The organism is Acinetobacter sp. SFA (assembly GCF_001647535.1).
GTDB classification, from domain to species: domain Bacteria; phylum Pseudomonadota; class Gammaproteobacteria; order Pseudomonadales; family Moraxellaceae; genus Acinetobacter; species Acinetobacter pecorum.
In genome coordinates, this window is sequence record NZ_LSZI01000001.1 from 185,688 (window position 1) to 206,649 (window position 20,962).

Sequence of the window (20,962 nt, forward strand, 5' to 3'; positions counted from 1 at the left end):
CGAATATTTTGTCTATAAACCGATACTTAAAGTATAGGAAAATTGTAGTCGGGGTTCTGTTTCAGCCACAACAAAACCAGTTCGGTCTTCGAGTTTCTCCCCCACACCGATCCCCACACTAAAACTGCTGATCCGTTCAGAACTAAGCAAAACATAAGCCAAGTCAATACCGGCACCTAAGCGGGTCTTGTACTCATTGTCAATCCGCCTGCTATCAATATGCCCTGCATAAGCCCCGACATAATAACCATTATTGTCTTTACCAGTGAGATAGGCCGGATAACGAAAGCCAGCCTGTGCTCCTATCTTATGGTCATCATTCAGAAAAACCCCACCTTTCACATAAGCAATCCCGTAAGGATTAACCCATTCAGTATTTAAGTGTATCAATTCCTGGGTAATACCAACGCCAACATTAAAGGCTTTTGCCGGCTCAGGTTCTATTTTAGCAGCAGTAGTATTGATTTGATCATGTGCATAAGCCCCATTCGCCCAAAATGCAAACGCTAACAAAGGGTAAACCTTGTTCATTCCTTCACCATCTTCCTTAATTATAGTTTTTGGTATAGTCCTATTTTTATTGGATTTTACTCTAGCAGAATTATCACAACTCTTGTATACAGCACTTTACAATTTTAATGTCTGCAAAGTCAAAGCTTATAGAACTGATGACAAGGTCAGTTTTTCATTATCAAATCAAGTGTACTTGCGTTAGAATATTCCACTTTGATTCTTTTCAATCACTCTCAGGTCTTAAGTCGATCGCGTATGAAGCAGCACTTTCCTTTAAAAAATGCACAACAAGAAAAGCGCATCTATCGCAATCGAGTCTTGATTTCCATGGGAATTGTGATTTTCTTTATGCTGCTGCTGGTCAGCCGCTATGCCTATTTGCAACTGTTCAACTTTGAAAGCTTTAGTACGGCTTCGGACGAGAACCGGATTCGCTTGCAGCCCCTACCCCCAGCACGCGGTTATATTTATGACCGTAACGGCGTATTGTTGGCCGACAACTATCCAGTCTTTACTGCCACTTTAAGTCGTGCCGATGTACAAGACATTGACCAGACACTCGAACGCCTGAAACCAATTCTGGAACTGACCGAAGAAGACCTGGAACGCTTTCAAACCCGTATTAAAACAGCACGTAAGACCGAACGGGTTTCGATCAAGCTCAATCTGAATGAAAATGATATTGCCCGTTTTAGTGAAGTGAAATATCAGTTTCCGGGCGTGAATATTGAAACCCAGATGACCCGCTACTACCCGCATGGTGATCTGTTCGCGCATGTGATTGGTTATGTAGGTCGAATTAATGACAAAGAACTTAAGGCTATTGATAAGGACCTGTACGCCGGAACCAACCTGATCGGAAAGATCGGGGTGGAAAAATCCTATGAAGAGCTTCTGCATGGTGTGCCAGGAAATGAATCGGTAGAGGCCGATGCCTTTGGTAATGTGCTACGTCATCTGGGCCGCAAGGATCCGGTGCGCGGTAATGACCTGTTCCTGTCACTCGATTACGGCTTACAGGTAGTAGCTTCAGAACAGCTGGCTGGGCGTCGTGGCGCAATTGTAGCGATGAATCCCAAGACTGGAGAAATTCTGGCGCTAGTATCCAGCCCAAGTTTTAATCCGAATCTGTTTGTAACCGGAATCAGTACCAAGGACTACAGCGGTTTACGTGATAACCTCGATCAGCCTCTCTATAATCGTGCTGTACAGGGTACCTATCCACCCGGTTCTACCATCAAGCCGATGTTTGGTCTGGGCGGACTACATTATGGCCTGGTGGACTGGAATACCGCTATCTCGGATCCAGGCTATTTCACCTTGCCTGGTGACAGTCACCGCTTCCGTGACCATAAAAAAACCGGGCATGGCTCAGTAAATATGCATAAAGCACAAATTGTGTCCTGTGATACCTATTTCTATGTCATGTCCTACCGCATGGGCATTGAAAAAATGAACACCTGGATGCGTCAGTTTGGCTTTGGCGAAAAAACCGGGGTCGATTTACCAAGTGAAAGTTCCGGACTTTATCCTAGCCCGGAATGGAAGATGCGTACCCGTAATGCCAAATGGTCACGTGGTGAAACCATTTCTGTCAGTATTGGTCAGGGCGCTTTTACCTCCACACCGTTACAGCTGGCTATGGCCACTGCGATTACCGCCAACCAGGGTAATAAAGTTATTCCTCATGTGCTGCGTGAAAGTCGCGGTGCCAAACCATTCAAGGTACATAATGGTACTCATGGCAAGATCGATTTTAACGGTCAGGAAGAAGACTGGATCAAGATGCGTGAGGCGATGGTAGATGTCATTCAGTCGGGTACAGGTCGAGGCATCAAAAGCGGCCTGCAATACTCTATTGCGGGTAAAACCGGGACAGCACAGGTTAAAAGTATTGCTCAGGGCAAACGCTACAATGAATCCCTGTTGACCGACCGTCAGTTGGATCACGGTCTTTTTGTCGGTTTTGCCCCTGCTGAACAGCCCGAAATTGCAATCGCAGTCATTCTGGAAAATGGTCGTGGTGGTAGTGCGGCCACTGCCTTGGCCCGGCCAATTTTCGATTACTGGTTACTGCATAAAGATAAAAATCCAATACGCCCACAGGGACACCAATTAAGTGGCGGCCTGATGACAGCCGGAATCAAGCCAGCTGAATTACCAAGTGGTGCAGGTATGCTAAGTCAGGATGCAGCCTCTAGTGCAGCTCCAGCCAGTACCCAGTCCGCTCCTCCTGCTCCGGCTTCTACAAATACTGCTGCATCTCCCGCAGCGCCTCATGCTCCGATACCGGTAGAACGAGATTAAAGATGAAAAACCAGCTTCGAATTATTGGTGGTGACTGGAAACGTCGTCAACTACCTTTTGCCAGTATTGAGGGTTTGCGCCCGACGCCTGACCGTGTCCGGGAAACTCTATTTAACTGGCTGATGTGGGAGGTGCAAAATGCCCAGGTTCTGGATATGTGTGCCGGTTCAGGGGCATTGGCTTTTGAGGCATTATCTCGTGGCGCTGCCTCAGTGGTGATGATTGAACCTGATCGTACTCAGGCTCAATTTTTAACTCAGAATCTGGAACTATTGAAAGTCACCAAGACACGTGCCCAATTGAAAGTAGCTACTGCGCAACAAGTTTTGCCCACGCTGCAGACACAATTTGATCTGGTTTTTCTAGATCCGCCGTATAGCCTGAATTTATGGGAAACCTTGTCTGAACAGGCAAATCATCTGATCAAGGATAATGCTTATATTTATGTAGAAGCGGACCGCGATCTGCAATCTCTTAAATTACCCGCCTCATGGCGTTTAATTAAAAATACCAAAGCCGGAATGGTCCGTGCAGGACTCTATCAAAAAACGCATCTGTAAGACCAAAATTTAAAAGGATTCCTGTAATAAGAAATCCTTTTGGTCAAATCATAGGGTTTAAAAATTAATGAGCGGATAACAGAGCAATTAACGGGTCGGAGATGGAGGTGGCGGATTCCGATTGTTTTGGCCGGGATTATTCCAGTTAGGACGGTCTTTGTTGTTATTCCAGTCAGGACGATCTTTGTTGTTATTCCAGTCCCGGTCACCATGTGGTCGATCATGATGCCTATCCCGATCTTTATGACCACGATAATCATCGTGAGGATCCGAAACACAACCGGTTAATGAGACTGCCAATACAGAAAGTAATATTACTATTTTCATGTTCATTACCTCTTGCGGTACAGGTTTCAGTATCCGGCAATTTGATTGATAATTCAGAAACTCCGTGTTGGATTCTTGTTTTATTTTATGCTCGGATTTCTTGATTTCCGATGCAGACAAGAGCTAAATTCCCTGGCGTTTATATCAATTTGCACTGAGATTTGCATAAATACCACTAAGCAAGTACTTGGTTTTTCCAGTTATCTTTTTAATACTACTGACTTTAATTTCGTACCGATCCTTATGACCTGGTTGTTATTTATTTTTGGTGCGATGGTCGCAGGTTTTGTTCAGGGTCTGACTGGTTTTGCCTTTGCCCTGATTGCCATGTCCTTCTGGGTTTGGGTATTAGCTCCGCAACTAGCCGCGCCCCTGCTGGTATTTGCCTCGGTCTGGAGTCATGTGATTTCACTGAGTCAGGAACAGACGCAGCCCTTTTTATCCAGACAGTTAGTACTGCCTTATCTGATTGCCGGCCTGATCGGTGTACCGCTTGGTACTTATTTGTTGCAGATCATTCAAGCAGATACCTTCAAAATGGTCCTAGGATTTTTTCTGGTGCTGTGGTGCCCGGTGATGCTGCTTAGCCCACAACTTAAAATGATTCAGCATTCAGGAAAATTAGCGGATAGTGGTATAGGCTTCATGGGTGGCATCTTAGGCGGACTGGGTGGTTTTTGCGGCGCTATTCCTTCAGCCTGGGTCATGCTAAAGCAAATACCCAAAGCGCAGCAGCGCTATATTTTGCGGCATTTCAATTTTGCCATTCAGCTTTTCACGTTGGGTACGTATCTATGGCAAGGCCTGATTAATCAAAGCCATTTACCTTATATGGCCTTGCTGATTGTTTTTGTGAGCCTTCCGGCGATTCTAGGGGCAAAATTATTTTATAAAATTTCAGAATTACTATTTAAACGTATTATCTTAAGTTTACTTTTTAGTACTGGCTGTTTTCTATTAGCATCTCAATTCATTTAGGCATAAGAAAAAGCCACGCCCTGTTTTCCCTCTAAAGCTTGAATCTAGCAAGATAAATGCTATTTTAAGGCCATTCTTTCGCAATACAGATCATCATTATGCAGATTCGTGATCAGATCGTTCTTGTTACTGGCGGTGCACGTGGTTTGGGTTTAGCCATTACCCGGGCTTTACTCGCTGAGGGTGCGCGCGTGGTCGTCAACTATCATAGCAGTCAGCAGCAAGCTGAACAGCTGGCCCAACAATATCCTGCGCAGGTATTTACTTATCAGGCAGATGTTACTGAGGCTGATCAGGTACGCGCTTTATTTGCCGCGGCAAAAAATCATTTTGGGGAAGCAATTCATGCGATAGTCAATAATGCGTTGATTCAATTTGAATTTAATGGCGATGCACGGCCTAAAGTTGAAACACTCACTTGGGAAATGTTGCAACAGCAGTTCAGCGGTGCAGTACAGGCAGCTTTAAATACCACCCAAGCCGCACTGGATGATATGAAACAGGCAGGATTTGGCCGGATTGTGAATATTGGTACAAACCTCGTGCAAAATCCGGTAGTTCCTTATCATGACTATACTGCTGCCAAAGCCGCATTATTGGCGTTTACCCGTACTACGGCACAGGATTTGGGACAGTATGGTATTAATGTAAATATGCTTTCTGGCGGCCTGTTACAAACCACAGATGCCAGTAAGGCCACACCTGACTTTGTCTTTGACCTGATTGCTCAATCGACCCCTTTACGCCGTGTGATTACTCCCGAAGAATTTGCCGCTGCAATTCTGATGTTTCTGTCACCTTATTCACGTGCAGTCACAGGACAAAACCTGATTGTAGATGGCGGTCTGGTCAAAGGTTAGGCGGTTAGTGCATGCAATTGATTTTAAAATTCTATTATTCTATTTTTTAACCATTTGGTAGATTAAAAAGGTTTTTGGAACAGTTTTTACTTCTACAATAGAGCGTTCTCATAAAACCTTTTGCCTACTTTCATGAAATTTATCACGACATTGCTCAGTACCTTGCTGCTGGCAGGTTGTATGTCCAGCGATTTGAAAAAATCCGAACAATTACTGCGAAATTTCCACTGTGCCAAGGTAGATACCGCACAAATGCCACATAGCAGTATGAATGACTATTATCAGCAGATGTTGTACAGCAGCAAATCCAAAGTCGAGTCTTATATCAAACAGTATCATCAGGGTGAAAAGCTGTTTGATCTACCGCTACATGAGGTAGTGGAACAACAATATGCTTTGTATAAAGATGCCTGCCAAAACCTGGGAGGAATTTTACCCGCTTCTGAAAATGCATCTTAAGCCTGTCAATTTTAAGATTAGACGAAAAAAAGCAGGAAATATTTTCCTGCTTTTTTCCAACCTAATTTTAACTCTGATAATAGCGCTGATCTACACTGAAGCATTCAGGGAATTTTGGTTCAATATCTGCATAAAATGCCATAATTTCTGCCATATCCTTTTCATAATCCCCCGTCGGATAGACAATTTTTCCTACACCAGTTTTTTTCTTGGCATAGTCCATATAGGCCAATGCAATTGGCACACCGGCATTGATGGCGACATGATAAAAACCCGTCTTCCACTGTTCCTGCTTGGCTCGGGTCGCTTCTGGCGTGACCAGCATGACCAGTTTCGGATGGGTCTTGAATAATTCCGACATCACCTGAACCATACTCGGACGAGGCTCCCCCGGCTGTTTAGGTCGGCGATCAATACCGATTCCACCCATAGCCCGAACAAAAGGCCCCAATGGAAACTTCATATAACTGTCTTTAATGGTTAAGCGAACATTCACACCTAATGCTTTCAAAGCCAGACGCGCATAAAGTGCATCCCAATTACTGGTATGTGGCGCAGCAATCATGACACATTGATCTAAATCTAATGGCCAGTGATTGTCAATTTTCCAACCCAGTATATTCAGGCTTTGTTCTGCTAACTTCTCAAACACGTCACGCACCAATTCTATTCAAAATTGCGCGAATTTTAACAACCTAAGCAAATATAGATAGTGCAAAAAGATCAATAAACAACCAATTAATCTATATTTGTATAATTAGATTTTTCAAATGAAAGATTAATTTATAGTTCTAATATTTAATTCCCCACTGATAAATAAATCATAAAACGATTTATGCTCTTAGCTTTAAAATGGTACGAAATAAAGGAAGATTCAGACCTTGAAAGCCCTGCAACAGGCTGGCAAAAATCAAGTATGTCTCTCAAATATTATGATAATCATCATATTTTCAACTGTAGATATAAGCACTCATTTTACTCAGAGTAGGCCAAATAATTTGGCTAAACTCGATTAAATTTTAAAGTTAAATTTAACTATTTTAATCAACATGTTCAAAATGAATCGTACAGCCCATCAATAAATGCATCAGCTCGATTTGCGAACAACAATGGGTTTTTTCATAGATATTTTTAAAATAAGTCCGAACCGAACTAAGGGTAATGCCACACTGCTCTGCAATATCTTCTATTTTATATCCATTAATCAACAACTCACATAAATCAAATTCCCGTTTAGAAAGTTGATAGCACTGTTGTAGATAAGCTCTTGAAAGTGAATAATGCTGGCTTTTATGGGTCATAAATAATGCAACCTGATGTTGGGCAGACTGTAGATGTTGCATATTCCTTAATTTCTTAAAGGGCACCACTGTAAGCATGAGTTGCGCGCCCATAGTATCACTTAGCGCCAGAACCCCGCCTGCTTCTGTGTGAATAGCCGCATCTTCGAGTAAAGCACTTTCCAGCAATTGATCGAGACGTGTCTGCTGCCCAGAAGCGGCTTTCAGACGATTATGCATATCTAAATCAAGACATGAACTTTGATCTAGCATCTTTTGTGCAACCGGATTGGAATAGCTTAAACACAAATTTTGGTCCAGCAGTAAAATTCCTGTCTTGAAATTATCCAGTACCGTATACAAGCTTAAATTATCTTGCTGGATGACATTGATTTGCCGATGAATTTGCAAAGCCCGACGTAAATGGAGACTGATACGCCTTAAAAAATCCAGCTCAACCTGTGCAAAAGGCTGCACTTCACGTGTACGATGAATACCCAATACTGCCCAACGATAATTCCCCCGATCCAGCAGTACTCCTGCCAGATGACAGATACCACTCGGTTTTAAACATTTTTCATAGAATACATAGTGATCGGTTCCCGGATGCTGGGCATAATGCTGACAGCTTTGACTTAATGCCTCTCCTATCTCGCTTCCATTCCATAATGGCATATGCAGTTTCATATCAACTACTCTGATTCGGTCATCTTGATAAGCGGCCAGAGTTTCATTTGGGATATTATGCGTATACACAAAATCATAACCTGGATTAAGCTGATCCAGACCGGTAAAAATTGCGCTCTTGCTTTTAGTATGGTTCACAATATCTTTGATTACATCCAGCCATAGATTCGGCAATAAAGCAGCATCATAAATTTTTGCGATCAGATTATTTTCTCGTTCTAACTTCATTATCCTCTGCTCTTTATCATTATCATTATCATTATTTTCTTAATAATAGCGTTCAGAATCCCAGAACGAAACAGCATAAAGTTACTTTGAACTTTGATAAAAATTATTTAATTCTATTCAACTAGGAGTAACTTCAGCCTCATTCACCTAATGAATCAAACATTAACAGGATTGCCCTAGTTATCTGTACAGACTACTTTTAAGCTAAGTGATAACAACAAATCAATAAGGTCCGAACAATGAAAAAACTACCACTTATTGCAGCGACAGCAGTCACTCTCGCAGTAGCCTTAAGCGCATGTTCAAAGCCAAATAATAATGAACCGATGAATAATAATGCTGAATCAAGCCCGGCAACCATGGAACAAAACACCGCAGATACCAACATGGCTCGTGCTGATAGCGCAGAAACCTCACTAGACTGGGCGGGTGAATACGAAGGTGTGTTTCCTTGTGCGGACTGTGAAGGAATTAAAGTCGAATTAGACCTACATCCGGATAAAACCTATGAGCTAAATGAGGAATATTTGGGTAAAACTGGAAAGAATGAGTTTGAGACTAAAGGAAGTTTCAGTTTTGACCCTCAAGATCCGTCAATTATTACTCTAGATAACCATGCTGACAATCGTAAGTTTTTTGTAGGTGAAAACTTTATTGAAGCACGTGATGTAGAATCAGGTAAAAAAATTGACAGTAATTTAAATTACAAATTAGTTAAAAAATCTGCATCTTAATTTTGTAAACATATAAAAAAATCCCCGCAATTGCGGGGATTTTTTAGTTTCAATCAGGCTAAGCTTAAATTATTTACCGCCAAACACATATGAAACACCTACACGACCACCAACTTCGCTACCACCGAAACCTAGTGCAGCGCTTAGAGAAGTACGGCCATCAGCAAGAACACTTGCAACACCTAGAGCAGCAGCAGATTCACCTTCATAGTGACCTACACCGCCAAACACTGCGTACTGACCAGCACCGATGTTAGGAATTTGTTGTTGAGTCGCTAACGCGATAGCGATACCACGGTAAGAAGTCTTCTCTACATCATCAATACGGCTGTTCAATTGACCAACACGGCTATTGAATCCTGCAACTGCATTATCAGTATAAGCATTTGCAGAGGCTAAAGTTGCTGCATCCCCCTCTACAGCTGCAGCACGAATCGCCTGGCGGTCTGTTGCCGCTGCTGTTAAACCTGCATCAACTGCAGCTACAGCTTCAGTTACGAATGTTTGATTTGCAGCCAATTGAGTTTCAACTTGCGCCACAACTTCCTGAGTTGCTTCGCCTACAGAAGTCTGAATATTTTGAACGATGCTTACACCACCGATCTGGAAGTCAGCAGCATTAATTACGCCTGTAGTGTTGATACCATCTGCATTTACTTCTGTGAACTTATCTGCTTTACCAGTTTCTTTTTGAGAAACAACTACACCATAAGTATTTTTACCATCTTTAGATTTTACAATACCAGTAGTAACTGCTTGTTCTACTGATGTAGTCGGGCTAGTTGAACCAATACTGAACTGATTACCTGCCTGTAATACTTCAGATGTATCTGTAGAACCCACAGTAATTATGCTCGCATTAGTGAATTTTTCAGTTTTTTCACCATATACAGTTTGTGTAGCTCCAACAAAAGCAGTATTCGTTTGCTTAATAGTTTCAGCATCAAATGCACCTGTAGCAGCACCACCAGCTACAATTGACAGTCCTTCAATAGCAGCAGCATTAGCTTTTGTTAGTTCAGAACCATTAGCACCAACTGTATAGTATTCACCATTGAATTTAATTACATTAACAGCGCGACCAATTTCATTTTTATCCTGATCACGTGCAATAGTACCGTAAGCTACTAGATCAGTACGATCAATTTGCTGGCCTGCTTGAATGGTACTAATGGTCACTTCACCAGTATTGAAATCAACTTCTACCTGAGAATTTGGATTTAGCTTCGCTAAATCAACTGGTTTTACAAGTGTTAAACCTTGTGAGTTAAGAGCTGAAGCTGAATATACTTCAGTATTTTTAGCTTCATCAGCTATGATTTGTGCTGAATAAACACCGGTATTATTACCATTTGAACCTTCAAAGTTACCTACTTGAAGATATTGTTTAAGAGATTGTGTAGTAGTACGAGCATCCTCGGTAGTCAAGTTACCGTTAATATCCGCTGCATCACCCAGTTCATCGGTTACTTGACCGATATAATCCGTTGAACTACCAGTGGTAGTAATTACAGTTTCTTCTAAATAACCCCAATTTTGATTTTCACCATAAAAATCATATTCTGTTTTCGGTAGATTAACAGTAGGAACTGTACTGGTTGTACCTACTAGCCCACCACGACGGAATTCATATTTAGTTGTATCTTTAACATCAATATCTTTAACTTCTTGATATTTAAAACCACTCGGAATGCTTGAATCTTCTATACGATCATAAATCTTCCCATTGATTTCATAAACATAAGAGCTAGTTGCATTACCTTTAGCATCTAATACTACATATTGATTAACAATTTGCTCACCAGGCACTGTAGTTGTTGCAAATGCTGTTGAGGTAATTGCTGCTACAGCTAAAGCTACTGCCAATACGGTTTTTTGAAATTTCATATAAATTTCCTTCAATTTTTATAAAAAGACTGGTCTACCCTAGGATTGATGTAAACCAGCAAAACTGATTTGAATGTCTGGTTGTTCTGGAGACTGCCATCCACTACAAACCGCTGTCATAGCGGTTCTGCAGCAATAATAAACAAAAAGAAACAATAATATCAATCAATATTTGATTTAATTTTAAAGCAATAATTACCTAGAGGTATTAACAAAATATAAATATTTATTAATTTCAATTAGTTAATTATAAAATACGATACGCAAAAAAATATATATAAAGTGAAAGTTGATATAAATTTGTGGAAATTTTACTAATTAAGTTAATCTAATAAATAACTTTTCGTATCTCAATAGTCCTTTTCATCTTAGGAGGCCGCTACAAAAAGGAGGTGATACCTTGGATAGAGATCACAAGTTTGTTTTTTATTTAATATATTTTTTGTTTTTTGATTAATTTAACTTTAAAGCTACAATTTAATAAACAAATAATTGTACAAAAAGCATAAAATACAAAAAGGTATATGATTTATTTTGGATTATGAGTAATCAACAAGAAAAAAAGCTATTTGCTGAACGCTTAAATAAAGCTTTGCTGGAAGCAAAGCATCCTATTAGTCCCACTTACTTGGCGAATGAATTTAACAACCGTTACAATGGTCAACCTATCAGTGTACAGTCAGCCAATAACTGGTTATTAGGTAAAGCAATTCCTAATCAGGATAAGTTAGCCATATTAGCCTTATGGTTAAATGTATCTAATCAATGGTTACGTTTTGGAGACATTGATCAAATAAATACACCTAATAGTAATTCATTAGAGTCAATGGATTTAGATTTTCTATTGAAATTCAGAAGATTAAGTAATTCTCAAAAGAAACTGGTTACTTCATTGATAGATGAAATTCTAAGATAATTTATTATGTAGAAGCTTCATATAATGTTGCTTCTCCTTCCTGTAGATCTCAAGCAAATCTTCATATTCTCTTATTTTTGCATATAATCTTTTCAGCTCATTTTTTTTAATGACCACTGAATCTATAGGATCATAACAAGTTCCTAAACATGCCTTTTTTTTCTGTTCCATACTTAAAATAATAAATCAATATTTGATTAAATCATAAACTATCTACAATAAAAAACCAATAAAAAAGCCACAAAAATATACTTTTGTCTATAAAACTGTGACCTGGTTCATAAGCAAAAAACAATTTCAATCAATCACTTAATTTTACTTATTAAAGGAAACCATATTTTTTAATCAAAAAATCCCCGCAATTGCGGGGATTTTTTTATGAAATGATCAGCTGATGAATTACATCATACCGCCCATACCACCCATACCACCCATATCAGGCATCGCAGGTTTGTCTTCTGGAATATCAGTGATCATGCATTCAGTTGTTAACATGAGGCCAGCTACAGATGCAGCGTGCTCAAGTGCAGAACGAGTTACTTTCGCTGGGTCAAGAATACCCATCTCTAGCATGTCACCGTATTCGCCAGTTGCAGCGTTGTAACCAAAGTTACCTTCGCCATTTTTAACAGCGTTGATCACTACAGAAGGCTCATCACCCGCGTTAGATACAATTTGACGAAGCGGTGCTTCGATCGCGCGGCGAAGAATGTTGATACCTACATTCTGGTCATCGTTCGCGCCTGTTACACCTTCAAGTGCTTTAGCTGCACGTACCAGAGCAACACCACCACCAGCAACAACACCTTCTTCAACTGCAGCACGAGTCGCGTGAAGCGCATCGTCTACGCGATCTTTCTTCTCTTTCATTGCAACTTCAGTTGCAGCACCGATTTTGATGACAGCAACCCCGCCAGCAAGTTTCGCTACACGCTCTTGAAGTTTTTCTTTGTCATATTCTGAAGTCGACTCTTCAATCTGTGCACGGATTTGCTGTACACGCTCAGAAATCTGAGTTGCATCACCAGCGCCATCAACAATTACAGTATTTTCTTTAGATACAGTTACTTTATGTGCAGTACCCAAGTGATCAAGTGTTGTTTGATCAAGCTGCATGCCGATTTCTTCAGAAATTACAGTACCGCCAGTCAAGATCGCGATATCTTGAAGCATTGCTTTACGGCGATCCCCAAAACCAGGCGCTTTCACTGCACATACCTTGATGATGCCGCGCATGTTGTTTACCACAAGTGTAGCCAGTGCCTCACCTTCAACATCTTCAGCAATGATCAGCAGCGGTTTGCCAGTTTTTGCAACAGCTTCAAGTACAGTGATCAGTTCACGGATATTACCGATTTTCTTATCAACAAGAAGAATGAACGGATTTTCAAGTTCTGCTGTCAAAGTATCTTGTTTGTTTGCAAAGTACGGAGAGATATAACCGCGATCGAACTGCATCCCTTCAACTACATCCAGCGAATCCTCGAAGCCTGAACCTTCTTCAACCGTGATCACGCCTTCTTTACCTACTTTTTCCATCGCTTGCGCAATCAGCTGGCCTACAGTCGTATCAGAGTTAGCAGAGATCGAACCTACTTGTTCAATAGCTTTAGAGTCTGATGCTGGTTTTGCAGTTGCCTTGATGTTTTCAACAACAGAACGTACTGCAATATCGATACCGCGTTTCAAGTCCATTGGGTTCATACCCGCAGTTACTGACTTGATACCTTCGTTCAAGATTGCTTGAGCAAGAACAGTCGCAGTCGTTGTACCGTCACCTGCGATGTCATTGGTCTTAGAAGATACTTCGCGAACAAGTTGAGCACCCATGTTCTCGAACTTGTCTTTTAAAGTAATTTCTTTGGCTACAGTAACACCATCTTTAGTGATGTGCGGCGAACCAAAAGAACGGTCGATGACAACATTACGGCCTTTAGGACCAAGCGTAACTTTTACTGCATCTGCAAGGGTGTTTACACCAGCAATCATTTTTGAACGAGCTGAATCACCAAATTTTACGTCTTTAGCTGACATATTTGACTCCGAATATTATTGTATCTTTACAAAATCTGATTTGGAACGAATAAAACTTTTTAGCGTAGATTAAGCTTCTAATACTGCTAAAATGTCAGATTCTTTCATGATTAAAAGCTCTTCACCGTCTACTTTTACAGTAGTACCTGCATACGTACCGAACAATACTTTGTCGCCAACTTTTACATCTAGTGCACGTACACCATTGTCGGTGATTTGACCATTACCAACTGCAATAACTTCCCCTTGAGCAGGTTTTTCAGCAGCCGAACCAGGAAGTAAAATCCCTCCCGCTGTTTTAGTTTCTTCTTCAACACGACGAATAACAACGCGATCATGTAATGGACGAATGTTGCTCATAAATAACTCCATCAGACTAAGTCTTTTTTAAGGTCACTGATGACGACTTAATTATTCCATGGGTCATCATCAAAAATTTTTGATGTCACTTTTATGGAGATGGAATAAAACGCTTCAAGGGCAAAAATGAAAAAAAATTGGTTTTTTTTAAAGAATTCTTAATTTCCGTCTATTTCTTGGACAGATCAGCTTTAAACACAAAAGATTGTGCCATTTCATCGAACAGATATTGAGAAATGTTTCCTGTGGCATCAATCAGGTTAAAGCTATTAGGTTCATTTTGATGCAGACGATTTGAGGCAGAAGTCCCCGCATGTACATCGTAAACCGGATGATCTAATCCTAGCTTAAATATCTGGTTCAGATCATAAGTCGCCGGTTGATGCAGATGTCCATGCAACACACCAAACAGGCCATGCTCCGCCCAGGCTTGTAACGCAATTTTAGCCATCAGTGGGCTGTCCTTGAAACCGCGCTTGTTTTGAGAAGGCACATAAAAAGGTTGATGGCTGACAATGATTTTTAGTTTGGAAACCGGTGCTTGGGCCAGCTTCATATCAATACGTTGAATCTGCTCAAGCGATAAATGTCCTTTGGTATGATACCGGCGCCGGATTGAATTCACGCCAATCAGGTAAAAGTTTTCTGTTTCAAACACCGGCTCCAGTTCGCCAAAAAAAATCTGGTAGCGGGTGAATGGATTGAAAAACCGGTTCCACAAATGATAAAGCGGAATATCATGATTACCTGGAATTACCATATAAGGTGTATTGAGCTGATCCAGAAATTTCTTACAGTCAAAGAACTGACCAAAACGCGCACGTTGCGTCAGATCACCACTCACCACTACCGCCTCCAATGGGTGAGACTGGCAAAATTGTTGAATCGCTTTTAAACACTCCGGTCTTTCTGTACCAAAATGCAGATCAGAAAGATGTAGAATCATGCGGCACCATTACATTTAAAGCATTTTTTAAAACTGAAATATTTAGAGGAGGTGTCATTTCTACAGTCTCTCCATCTATAGCAATCATCAGCTTGTTACGTCTAGATTCAATCCGTACCTGATCCGCAGCAAAACTATACACATCCGATGCTTCATCAATCTTGCCCCGGATGAGCTGATATACCAGCTTAAACAACGTCATTTTGTCACTTTTAGCGACCACGACACCGGCAACCTTCCCCTGTTCCGCAGCCTGAGCAATCCGCATTTTCATTTCGGCCAGTTGTAGTGGATTATTACCAAAAAAAATCAGGGGAGTTTTAACCGGGTATTTTTTTTGATCTACCCAGATTTTGAGTTTTAATTCTTTGCGATCGCGAATCAGCACATCTAGCGCAGAGGTATAGGCATGTATAGGTAGCCGCCCAAAGATCCGGTTGTAATCTTCACGCTTTTTTATAAATAAAGGATAGAGTCCCAAACTGGCATTATTCAGATAAATTTCCTGATTAATACGAGCGACATGAATAGATTTAATCTGACCTGTGGCAATGACTTGTGCGGCTTCAACCAAGTCCAAAGGAATACCCAGCAACCTTGCTACATAATTAAAAGTACCTAAGGGCAAAATACCTACCGGAATCTGCGTTTCAAGTAAATGTTTTGCGACAGAGTTCAATGTTCCATCTCCACCAGCTGTGACCACTACCCCAGGTTCGACAGACTGCTGATGGCGCAGCAAAACTTCGGCCATAATTGTTTTAAATTGCTGTGAATCATTGATTTCATAGCTTTTAATCTGATAACCATGCGTTGAAAAAATTTCCATCAATTGCTTATAATTTTCTTGCTGATCGAGTAAACGAAAACCAGAATTATGGTTATAAATAATCGATAAGGGTTTAGATTGATTAGACATTTTTTGTTCAGATTAATGTAGACCTATTGGCATTTTGTCCAATTCATACACAATTAATAGTGGCTTTATGTAAAATTCAAATAGTGACCATTTATTTAATCAATGACAAACCAGATTAAACCATTTTATTTATATTATTGATTTTAAATAAAATAATTAAAATAAATACTATACATAAAATTAATAAATACAATATTAAGTCTTTGAATTTATTTATATCTAACTGTTTTTTCTATATTTAAATAGAAAATAGCATAATATTCCAAATAAAATCCAACACTTCTTTGGTCTTATTTTTTTTACGATTTTATGCTTTAATACAGCCACTTTTTTTTCATATTTCATCTGGCCAGTATTTTATTGACCAGATTGTACTTTGTACAACATTTTGTACACATTTGAGATAGGCCTCACCATGACCCAAGTGAACGCACCAGAATTCGTTCGTCACCCTAAGCTTATTGCGTGGGTGGAAGAAATTGCTAAATTGACAAAACCAGCAAAAATTGAATGGTGTGACGGTAGCGCAGAAGAATATCAACGTTATATCGACTTGATGATCGCTAACGGCACAATGCAAGCGCTTAACCAGGAGAAACATCCGGGTTCTTATCTTGCAAATTCTGATCCTTCTGACGTTGCTCGTGTTGAAGGTCGTACTTATATCTGTTCAGAAAACAAAGAAGACGCTGGTGCGACCAATAACTGGGAAGCACCTGCTGAAATGCGTGCTCGCCTGAACGGTTTGTTCGACGGTTCTATGAAAGGCCGTACTTTGTACGTTGTACCTTTCTCTATGGGTCCTTTAGGTTCTCATATTGCACATATCGGTATCGAACTGACTGACTCTCCTTATGTAGCAGTCAGCATGTCTAAAATGGCTCGTATGGGTAAAGCTGTTTATGACGTTTTGGGTACTGATGGCGAATTTGTTCCATGTGTACACACTGTTGGTGCACCTTTAGAAGAAGGTCAAAAAGACGTTGCTTGGCCTTGCAACCCTGAAAAATGGATTGTGCATTACCCAGAAACGCGTGAAATCTGGTCTTACGGTTCTGGTTACGGCGGTAATGCATTGCTTGGTAAAAAATGCCTAGCTTTACGTATTGCATCTTATATGGGTCGTCAACAAGGCTGGTTAGCTGAACACATGCTGATCCTTGGCGTGACAAATCCACAAGGCGAAAAACACTACATCGCAGCTGCATTCCCATCTGCTTGTGGTAAAACAAACTTCGCGATGCTGATTCCACCAGCAGGCTACGAAGGCTGGAAGATTGAAACTGTAGGTGACGATATTGCCTGGATCAAACCAGGTGAAGACGGTCGTCTATACGCAATCAACCCTGAAGCTGGTTTCTTCGGTGTAGCGCCTGGTACTAATACCAAGACCAACCCGAACTGTATGGCTACACTGCACAAAGACGTGATCTATACCAACGTTGCTGTGACTGACAACGGCGAAGTTTGGTGGGAAGGTCTGACTAAAGAAGCACCTGCTAACCTGACCAACTGGAAAGGTCAACCACACACTGGCGAAGAAAAAGCAGCGCATCCAAACGCTCGTTTCACCGTTGCTGCTGGTCAATGCCCTTCTATCGATGCTGATTGGGAAAATCCAGCGGGTGTTCCAATTTCTGCGTTCATCTTCGGTGGTCGCCGTGCAGACACAGTACCGCTAATTTCAGAAGCTATTGATTGGGTTGATGGCGTGTATAAAGCTGCAACCATGGGTTCTGAAACCACTGCCGCTGCTGTTGGTCAACAAGGTGTTGTTCGTCGTGACCCATTCGCGATGCTGCCATTTGCTGGCTACAACATGGCTGACTACTTCACGCATTGGTTAGAAATGGGTGAGAAAGTGGGCGAGAAAGCTGCTGCTGCAGGCAACAAGCTTCCAGGTATCTACAACGTGAACTGGTTCCGTCGTGATGCTGAAGGCAACTTCGTATGGCCTGGTTTCGGTCAAAACATGCGTGTTCTTGAGTGGATCATTGACCGTTGTGAAGGTCGTGCAACTGCTGTTGAGACTCCAATTGGCCGTGTTCCAACTTACGAACAGTTGAACTGGAACGGTACTGATTTCTCTAAAGAACAGTTTGACCTGGTAACTTCTCAAGACAAAGATCAATGGATCAAAGAGCTTGAAAGCCACACTGAATTATTTAACAAATTAGGTGATCGTTTACCTGAAGCGTTGAAAAAACGTCAAGCTGAATTACTTGAAGCTGTTAAATCTGCTTAAGTGCTGATTTAATTTAAGAAGGTCGCGTAAGCGGCCTTTTTTATTAGGTGTCTAAACAATTGATCACAATTCGCCAGATCAACAGATCTGGCAAACTATGGCATACTCGGGACAATACATCAGGGAATATAACTATGAATAAAACCACAATTTTTTTAGGATTAGGTCTCAGCAGTCTACTCATCAGCGCATGCCAGACAGCACCACAACAATTTAATGGCCAGACAGGTTATGAAGTCCTGGAGCGTTCAGAAAATGCTGCGACCCTGAGCTATACACTCGCAGGGCGACCAAGCCAAGATGGAAACCGCCTGCAAGCCGCTTGCAGACAGGTTTTAGGCAACTCTAAAACTTACAATATCCAGATTCTAAGCATAAATGAAATTCCCAATCCCACTGCGGAACAAGAACAATATGGCCGACAATTAGGGAACAGCCGTACGCAAATCAGCTTAAGTAATACACCTGATTTATATAATAGCGATAACCCCGGTGCACGCGAAGCCTTAGATGCCCGTCCGACGATCATGCGTGTAATTCGTTATACTTGCTCTTAATCACTGATACTTATTTAAAATGAGGCAATAAAAGGGCTAACAGCCCTTTTATTTTTAAACTTTAAAGGGTTTTATAAAAACTGACATTACGAAACTCGGGTGATTCATCTAAATCTGGCCAGGTCGTTGCGCTGCGTTCCTCCAGTTTTTCGTATAGGGGATGGCTAAAGTTTTTGACCCGACTATCTGCAACCCATACCTCAGGGGCAAATTTTAAAAACTCGTCCAAGAAGAAACGGTTGCACTGATCATAAAGCACATCTGCAGCTAACAGAATATCCACCTGCTCGGCTTTATATAGATCATCCAGATATTCAAGCTCGATATCATTCAGCTCAGCATTGGCCCGACATGCCTCCAGACTGACCTGATCGATGTCACAACAAATCACACGTTTCGCGCCCGCCATTTTTGCGGCAATTGCTACTACACCCGACCCTGCACCAAAATCCAGCACCACCTTATCTTTGACATGATGCGGCTCTGCCAATAGCCATTGAGCCATCGCCAATCCTGATGCCCAGCAGAAGATCCAGTACGGCGTATCATTCCAGATGCGACGAATCACTTCATCATCCAGCTTATCTGCCGGAAATACTGGTGGAATCAGCCAAAGTGAAATTGGCGTTTCAGGCAATTGCTGTGCCAGCAACTCACAACCAGGGATTACCTCATGTAAGACTTGAAGTAAATGCTCGGGGGCTTTGGGGAATTGGAAAGTACAGCTCATTGGATTTCTTTTTAATTGGTATTTATATCTTTAAATAATCTCCCCTAACCCCTCTTTAAAAAAGAGGGGAAACTCCATCCAAAAATAATGATCAGAGTTCCCTCCTTTGAAAAAGGAGGGTTAGGGAGGATTTAAAATTAACCTAGCGCTTTTTCAGCAGCTTCAACCGTTTGACGAATCAAGGTGGTAATGGTCATAGGACCTACACCACCTGGAACTGGCGTGTAAGCAGAAGCTATTTCTTCAATACCTTGTAACTGGATATCCCCCACACCACCGCCATCACGTGGATGGAAACCGGCATCTACAACTACTGCACCGGGTTTGATCCAGTCTTTCTGAATCAGCTCAGCCTTACCTACCGCACCAACAATGATATCTGCTTGCTTCACGAAGCTTGTAAGATCTTGAGTACGTGAGTGGCAAATGGTCACAGTTGCATTGGCTTCAAGCAGCATTGCTGCCATTGGTTTACCCAAAATTGCAGAGCGACCAACCACTACCGCATGTTTACCAGCAATTTCAATGTTGTTTTCTTTCAGGATGGTCATGATGCCTGCAGGCGTTGCAGAACCATAAGCTGCTTCACCCATTGCTATACGGCCGTAGCCCAGACAAGTGACACCATCTACGTCTTTTTCAAGCGAAATTGCATCAAAACATGCACGCTCATCAATTTGCGCAGGAACCGGGTGTTGGAGCAAAATACCATGTACATCTGGGTTTGCATTTAGTTTTTCAATTTCAGCAAGTAATTCTTCAGTAGTGGTCTCCTTAGGAAGTTCCACTTTAAGTGAATCCATACCAACACGGCGGCAAGCATTGCCTTTCATGCGAACATAAGTAGCAGATGCACCATCGTCACCTACCAAAATCGTCGCAAGAATTGGAGTACGACCTGATTTTGCTTTCAGCGCTTCTACGCGAGTAAACAAGTCAGCTTCTATTTGCTTCGCCAATGCACGACCGTCTAGAACTAATGCCACAGCATTTCTCCCAAGTGTTGATATGAATCAATTTTGCACATTCTACATGATAATGCTAAATATTTTCCGCCAGATGCTGTTTTTATGCGCATACGAATGAATACACTATTGTTTTTTTTTCTGAGCTTGATAATATACGCATCAACAAGACGCGGCGGGGTGGCAGAGTGGTCATGCAGCGGACTGCAACTCCGTGGACGCCGGTTCGATTCCGACCTCCGCCTCCATCTTGTTAAAGCCCGAGTGGTGAAATCGGTAGACACAGGGGATTTAAAATCCCCCGCCCACAAAGCGTGCCAGTTCGAGTCTGGCCTCGGGCACCATTCTTCTACTATAGAAAATGGTGCAAATAAAAGAACCCAGCGAAAGCTGGTTTTTTTATGCCTGTAATTTAGTTATTCTAAAAATGAGTAAGTCTAAATTTCCTGTTTAAGTTTCATTACCTATTA

Annotated in this window: 20 protein-coding genes and 2 tRNA genes; 11 read left to right on the plus strand and 11 right to left on the minus strand. The window is 41.4% G+C overall.

Annotated features, from left to right (window positions below):
- Positions 1 to 12: 12 nt before the first annotated feature.
- Positions 13 to 531, minus strand: a complete 519-nt coding sequence (locus tag AY607_RS00865; RefSeq protein WP_064101471.1) for a hypothetical protein — start codon at positions 529 to 531, stop codon at positions 13 to 15.
- A gap of 237 nt (positions 532 to 768) precedes the next feature.
- On the opposite strand from AY607_RS00865, the gene mrdA reads away from it, so the two are divergent.
- Positions 769 to 2,820: a penicillin-binding protein 2 gene (mrdA, locus tag AY607_RS00870; RefSeq protein ID WP_064101472.1), complete on the plus strand. Its 2,052-nt coding sequence runs from the start codon at positions 769 to 771 to the stop codon at positions 2,818 to 2,820.
- Positions 2,821 to 2,822: 2 nt separating this feature from the next.
- Positions 2,823 to 3,380 carry a 16S rRNA (guanine(966)-N(2))-methyltransferase RsmD gene (rsmD, locus tag AY607_RS00875; protein WP_064095601.1) on the plus strand — a complete coding sequence of 186 codons (558 nt, stop codon included), beginning with the start codon at positions 2,823 to 2,825 and terminating at the stop codon, positions 3,378 to 3,380.
- 87 nt (positions 3,381 to 3,467) lie between these two features.
- Here the strand turns inward: rsmD and AY607_RS14760 are convergent, their stop codons facing one another.
- Positions 3,468 to 3,707, minus strand: a complete 240-nt coding sequence (locus tag AY607_RS14760; RefSeq protein ID WP_413772515.1) for a hypothetical protein — start codon at positions 3,705 to 3,707, stop codon at positions 3,468 to 3,470.
- A gap of 243 nt (positions 3,708 to 3,950) precedes the next feature.
- Between AY607_RS14760 and AY607_RS00880 the strand changes: the two genes are divergently transcribed.
- The 3 genes from AY607_RS00880 to AY607_RS00890 all read left to right on the plus strand — a co-directional run bounded on the left by AY607_RS00880 (position 3,951) and on the right by AY607_RS00890 (position 6,004).
- The gene (locus AY607_RS00880) at positions 3,951 to 4,685 is read left to right on the plus strand and encodes a sulfite exporter TauE/SafE family protein (protein ID WP_064101473.1); all 735 of its coding nucleotides are present in this window, start codon (positions 3,951 to 3,953) and stop codon (positions 4,683 to 4,685) included.
- A gap of 98 nt (positions 4,686 to 4,783) precedes the next feature.
- Positions 4,784 to 5,545 carry a 3-oxoacyl-ACP reductase gene (locus AY607_RS00885; RefSeq protein ID WP_064095604.1) on the plus strand — a complete coding sequence of 254 codons (762 nt, stop codon included), beginning with the start codon at positions 4,784 to 4,786 and terminating at the stop codon, positions 5,543 to 5,545.
- Positions 5,546 to 5,677: 132 nt separating this feature from the next.
- Positions 5,678 to 6,004, plus strand: a complete 327-nt coding sequence (locus AY607_RS00890; RefSeq protein ID WP_064101474.1) for a hypothetical protein — start codon at positions 5,678 to 5,680, stop codon at positions 6,002 to 6,004.
- Positions 6,005 to 6,071: 67 nt separating this feature from the next.
- Here AY607_RS00890 and AY607_RS00895 read toward each other — a convergent pair whose 3' ends face one another.
- Together AY607_RS00895 and AY607_RS00900 are read right to left on the minus strand one after the other, a co-directional pair.
- Positions 6,072 to 6,656, minus strand: a complete 585-nt coding sequence (locus AY607_RS00895) for a 1-acyl-sn-glycerol-3-phosphate acyltransferase (RefSeq protein WP_064095807.1) — start codon at positions 6,654 to 6,656, stop codon at positions 6,072 to 6,074.
- A 388-nt stretch (positions 6,657 to 7,044) separates the two neighbouring features.
- Positions 7,045 to 8,199: a helix-turn-helix transcriptional regulator gene (locus AY607_RS00900; RefSeq protein WP_064095606.1), complete on the minus strand. Its 1,155-nt coding sequence runs from the start codon at positions 8,197 to 8,199 to the stop codon at positions 7,045 to 7,047.
- 239 nt (positions 8,200 to 8,438) lie between these two features.
- On the opposite strand from AY607_RS00900, the gene AY607_RS00905 reads away from it, so the two are divergent.
- Positions 8,439 to 8,933, plus strand: a complete 495-nt coding sequence (locus AY607_RS00905; protein ID WP_064101475.1) for a copper resistance protein NlpE — start codon at positions 8,439 to 8,441, stop codon at positions 8,931 to 8,933.
- 69 nt (positions 8,934 to 9,002) lie between these two features.
- Here the strand turns inward: AY607_RS00905 and AY607_RS00910 are convergent, their stop codons facing one another.
- On the minus strand, positions 9,003 to 10,820 hold the full coding sequence (locus AY607_RS00910) for a YadA-like family protein (RefSeq protein ID WP_064101476.1): 1,818 nt from the start codon (positions 10,818 to 10,820) through the stop codon (positions 9,003 to 9,005).
- Positions 10,821 to 11,361: 541 nt separating this feature from the next.
- On the opposite strand from AY607_RS00910, the gene AY607_RS00915 reads away from it, so the two are divergent.
- Positions 11,362 to 11,736, plus strand: a complete 375-nt coding sequence (locus tag AY607_RS00915) for a hypothetical protein (RefSeq protein ID WP_064095609.1) — start codon at positions 11,362 to 11,364, stop codon at positions 11,734 to 11,736.
- A 399-nt stretch (positions 11,737 to 12,135) separates the two neighbouring features.
- Here AY607_RS00915 and groL read toward each other — a convergent pair whose 3' ends face one another.
- The 4 genes from groL to AY607_RS00940 form a co-directional block, all read right to left on the minus strand.
- Positions 12,136 to 13,770, minus strand: a complete 1,635-nt coding sequence (gene groL, locus AY607_RS00925) for a chaperonin GroEL (RefSeq protein ID WP_064095611.1) — start codon at positions 13,768 to 13,770, stop codon at positions 12,136 to 12,138.
- 69 nt (positions 13,771 to 13,839) lie between these two features.
- A complete protein-coding gene (gene groES, locus AY607_RS00930) occupies positions 13,840 to 14,130 on the minus strand; it encodes a co-chaperone GroES (RefSeq protein ID WP_064095612.1) in 291 nt (96 codons plus the stop codon).
- 169 nt (positions 14,131 to 14,299) lie between these two features.
- Positions 14,300 to 15,076 (minus strand): metallophosphoesterase family protein, encoded by a 777-nt coding sequence (locus AY607_RS00935; protein WP_064101477.1) that lies wholly within the window; start codon positions 15,074 to 15,076, stop codon positions 14,300 to 14,302.
- On the minus strand, positions 15,057 to 15,995 hold the full coding sequence (locus AY607_RS00940; RefSeq protein WP_064101478.1) for a diacylglycerol/lipid kinase family protein: 939 nt from the start codon (positions 15,993 to 15,995) through the stop codon (positions 15,057 to 15,059). Before AY607_RS00940 ends, AY607_RS00935 begins: the two co-directional genes overlap by 20 nt.
- Before the next feature lie 415 nt (positions 15,996 to 16,410).
- Between AY607_RS00940 and AY607_RS00945 the strand changes: the two genes are divergently transcribed.
- Both AY607_RS00945 and AY607_RS00950 read left to right on the plus strand, forming a co-directional pair.
- Positions 16,411 to 18,240, plus strand: a complete 1,830-nt coding sequence (locus AY607_RS00945; protein WP_064095615.1) for a phosphoenolpyruvate carboxykinase (GTP) — start codon at positions 16,411 to 16,413, stop codon at positions 18,238 to 18,240.
- Positions 18,241 to 18,374: 134 nt separating this feature from the next.
- Positions 18,375 to 18,797, plus strand: coding sequence for a hypothetical protein (locus AY607_RS00950; RefSeq protein WP_064095616.1), 423 nt, complete (start codon positions 18,375 to 18,377; stop codon positions 18,795 to 18,797).
- A gap of 61 nt (positions 18,798 to 18,858) precedes the next feature.
- On the opposite strand, the gene AY607_RS00955 is transcribed toward AY607_RS00950, so the two are convergent.
- Positions 18,859 to 19,527 carry a class I SAM-dependent methyltransferase gene (locus tag AY607_RS00955; RefSeq protein WP_064095617.1) on the minus strand — a complete coding sequence of 223 codons (669 nt, stop codon included), beginning with the start codon at positions 19,525 to 19,527 and terminating at the stop codon, positions 18,859 to 18,861.
- A gap of 137 nt (positions 19,528 to 19,664) precedes the next feature.
- A complete protein-coding gene (gene folD, locus AY607_RS00960) occupies positions 19,665 to 20,513 on the minus strand; it encodes a bifunctional methylenetetrahydrofolate dehydrogenase/methenyltetrahydrofolate cyclohydrolase FolD (protein ID WP_064101479.1) in 849 nt (282 codons plus the stop codon).
- Positions 20,514 to 20,666: 153 nt separating this feature from the next.
- Here folD and AY607_RS00965 point away from each other — a divergent pair.
- Both AY607_RS00965 and AY607_RS00970 read left to right on the plus strand, forming a co-directional pair.
- Positions 20,667 to 20,740: transfer RNA gene (locus AY607_RS00965), tRNA-Cys, on the plus strand.
- Between the two features lie 10 nt (positions 20,741 to 20,750).
- Positions 20,751 to 20,836, plus strand: a tRNA-Leu gene (locus tag AY607_RS00970).
- Positions 20,837 to 20,962 lie beyond the last annotated feature (126 nt).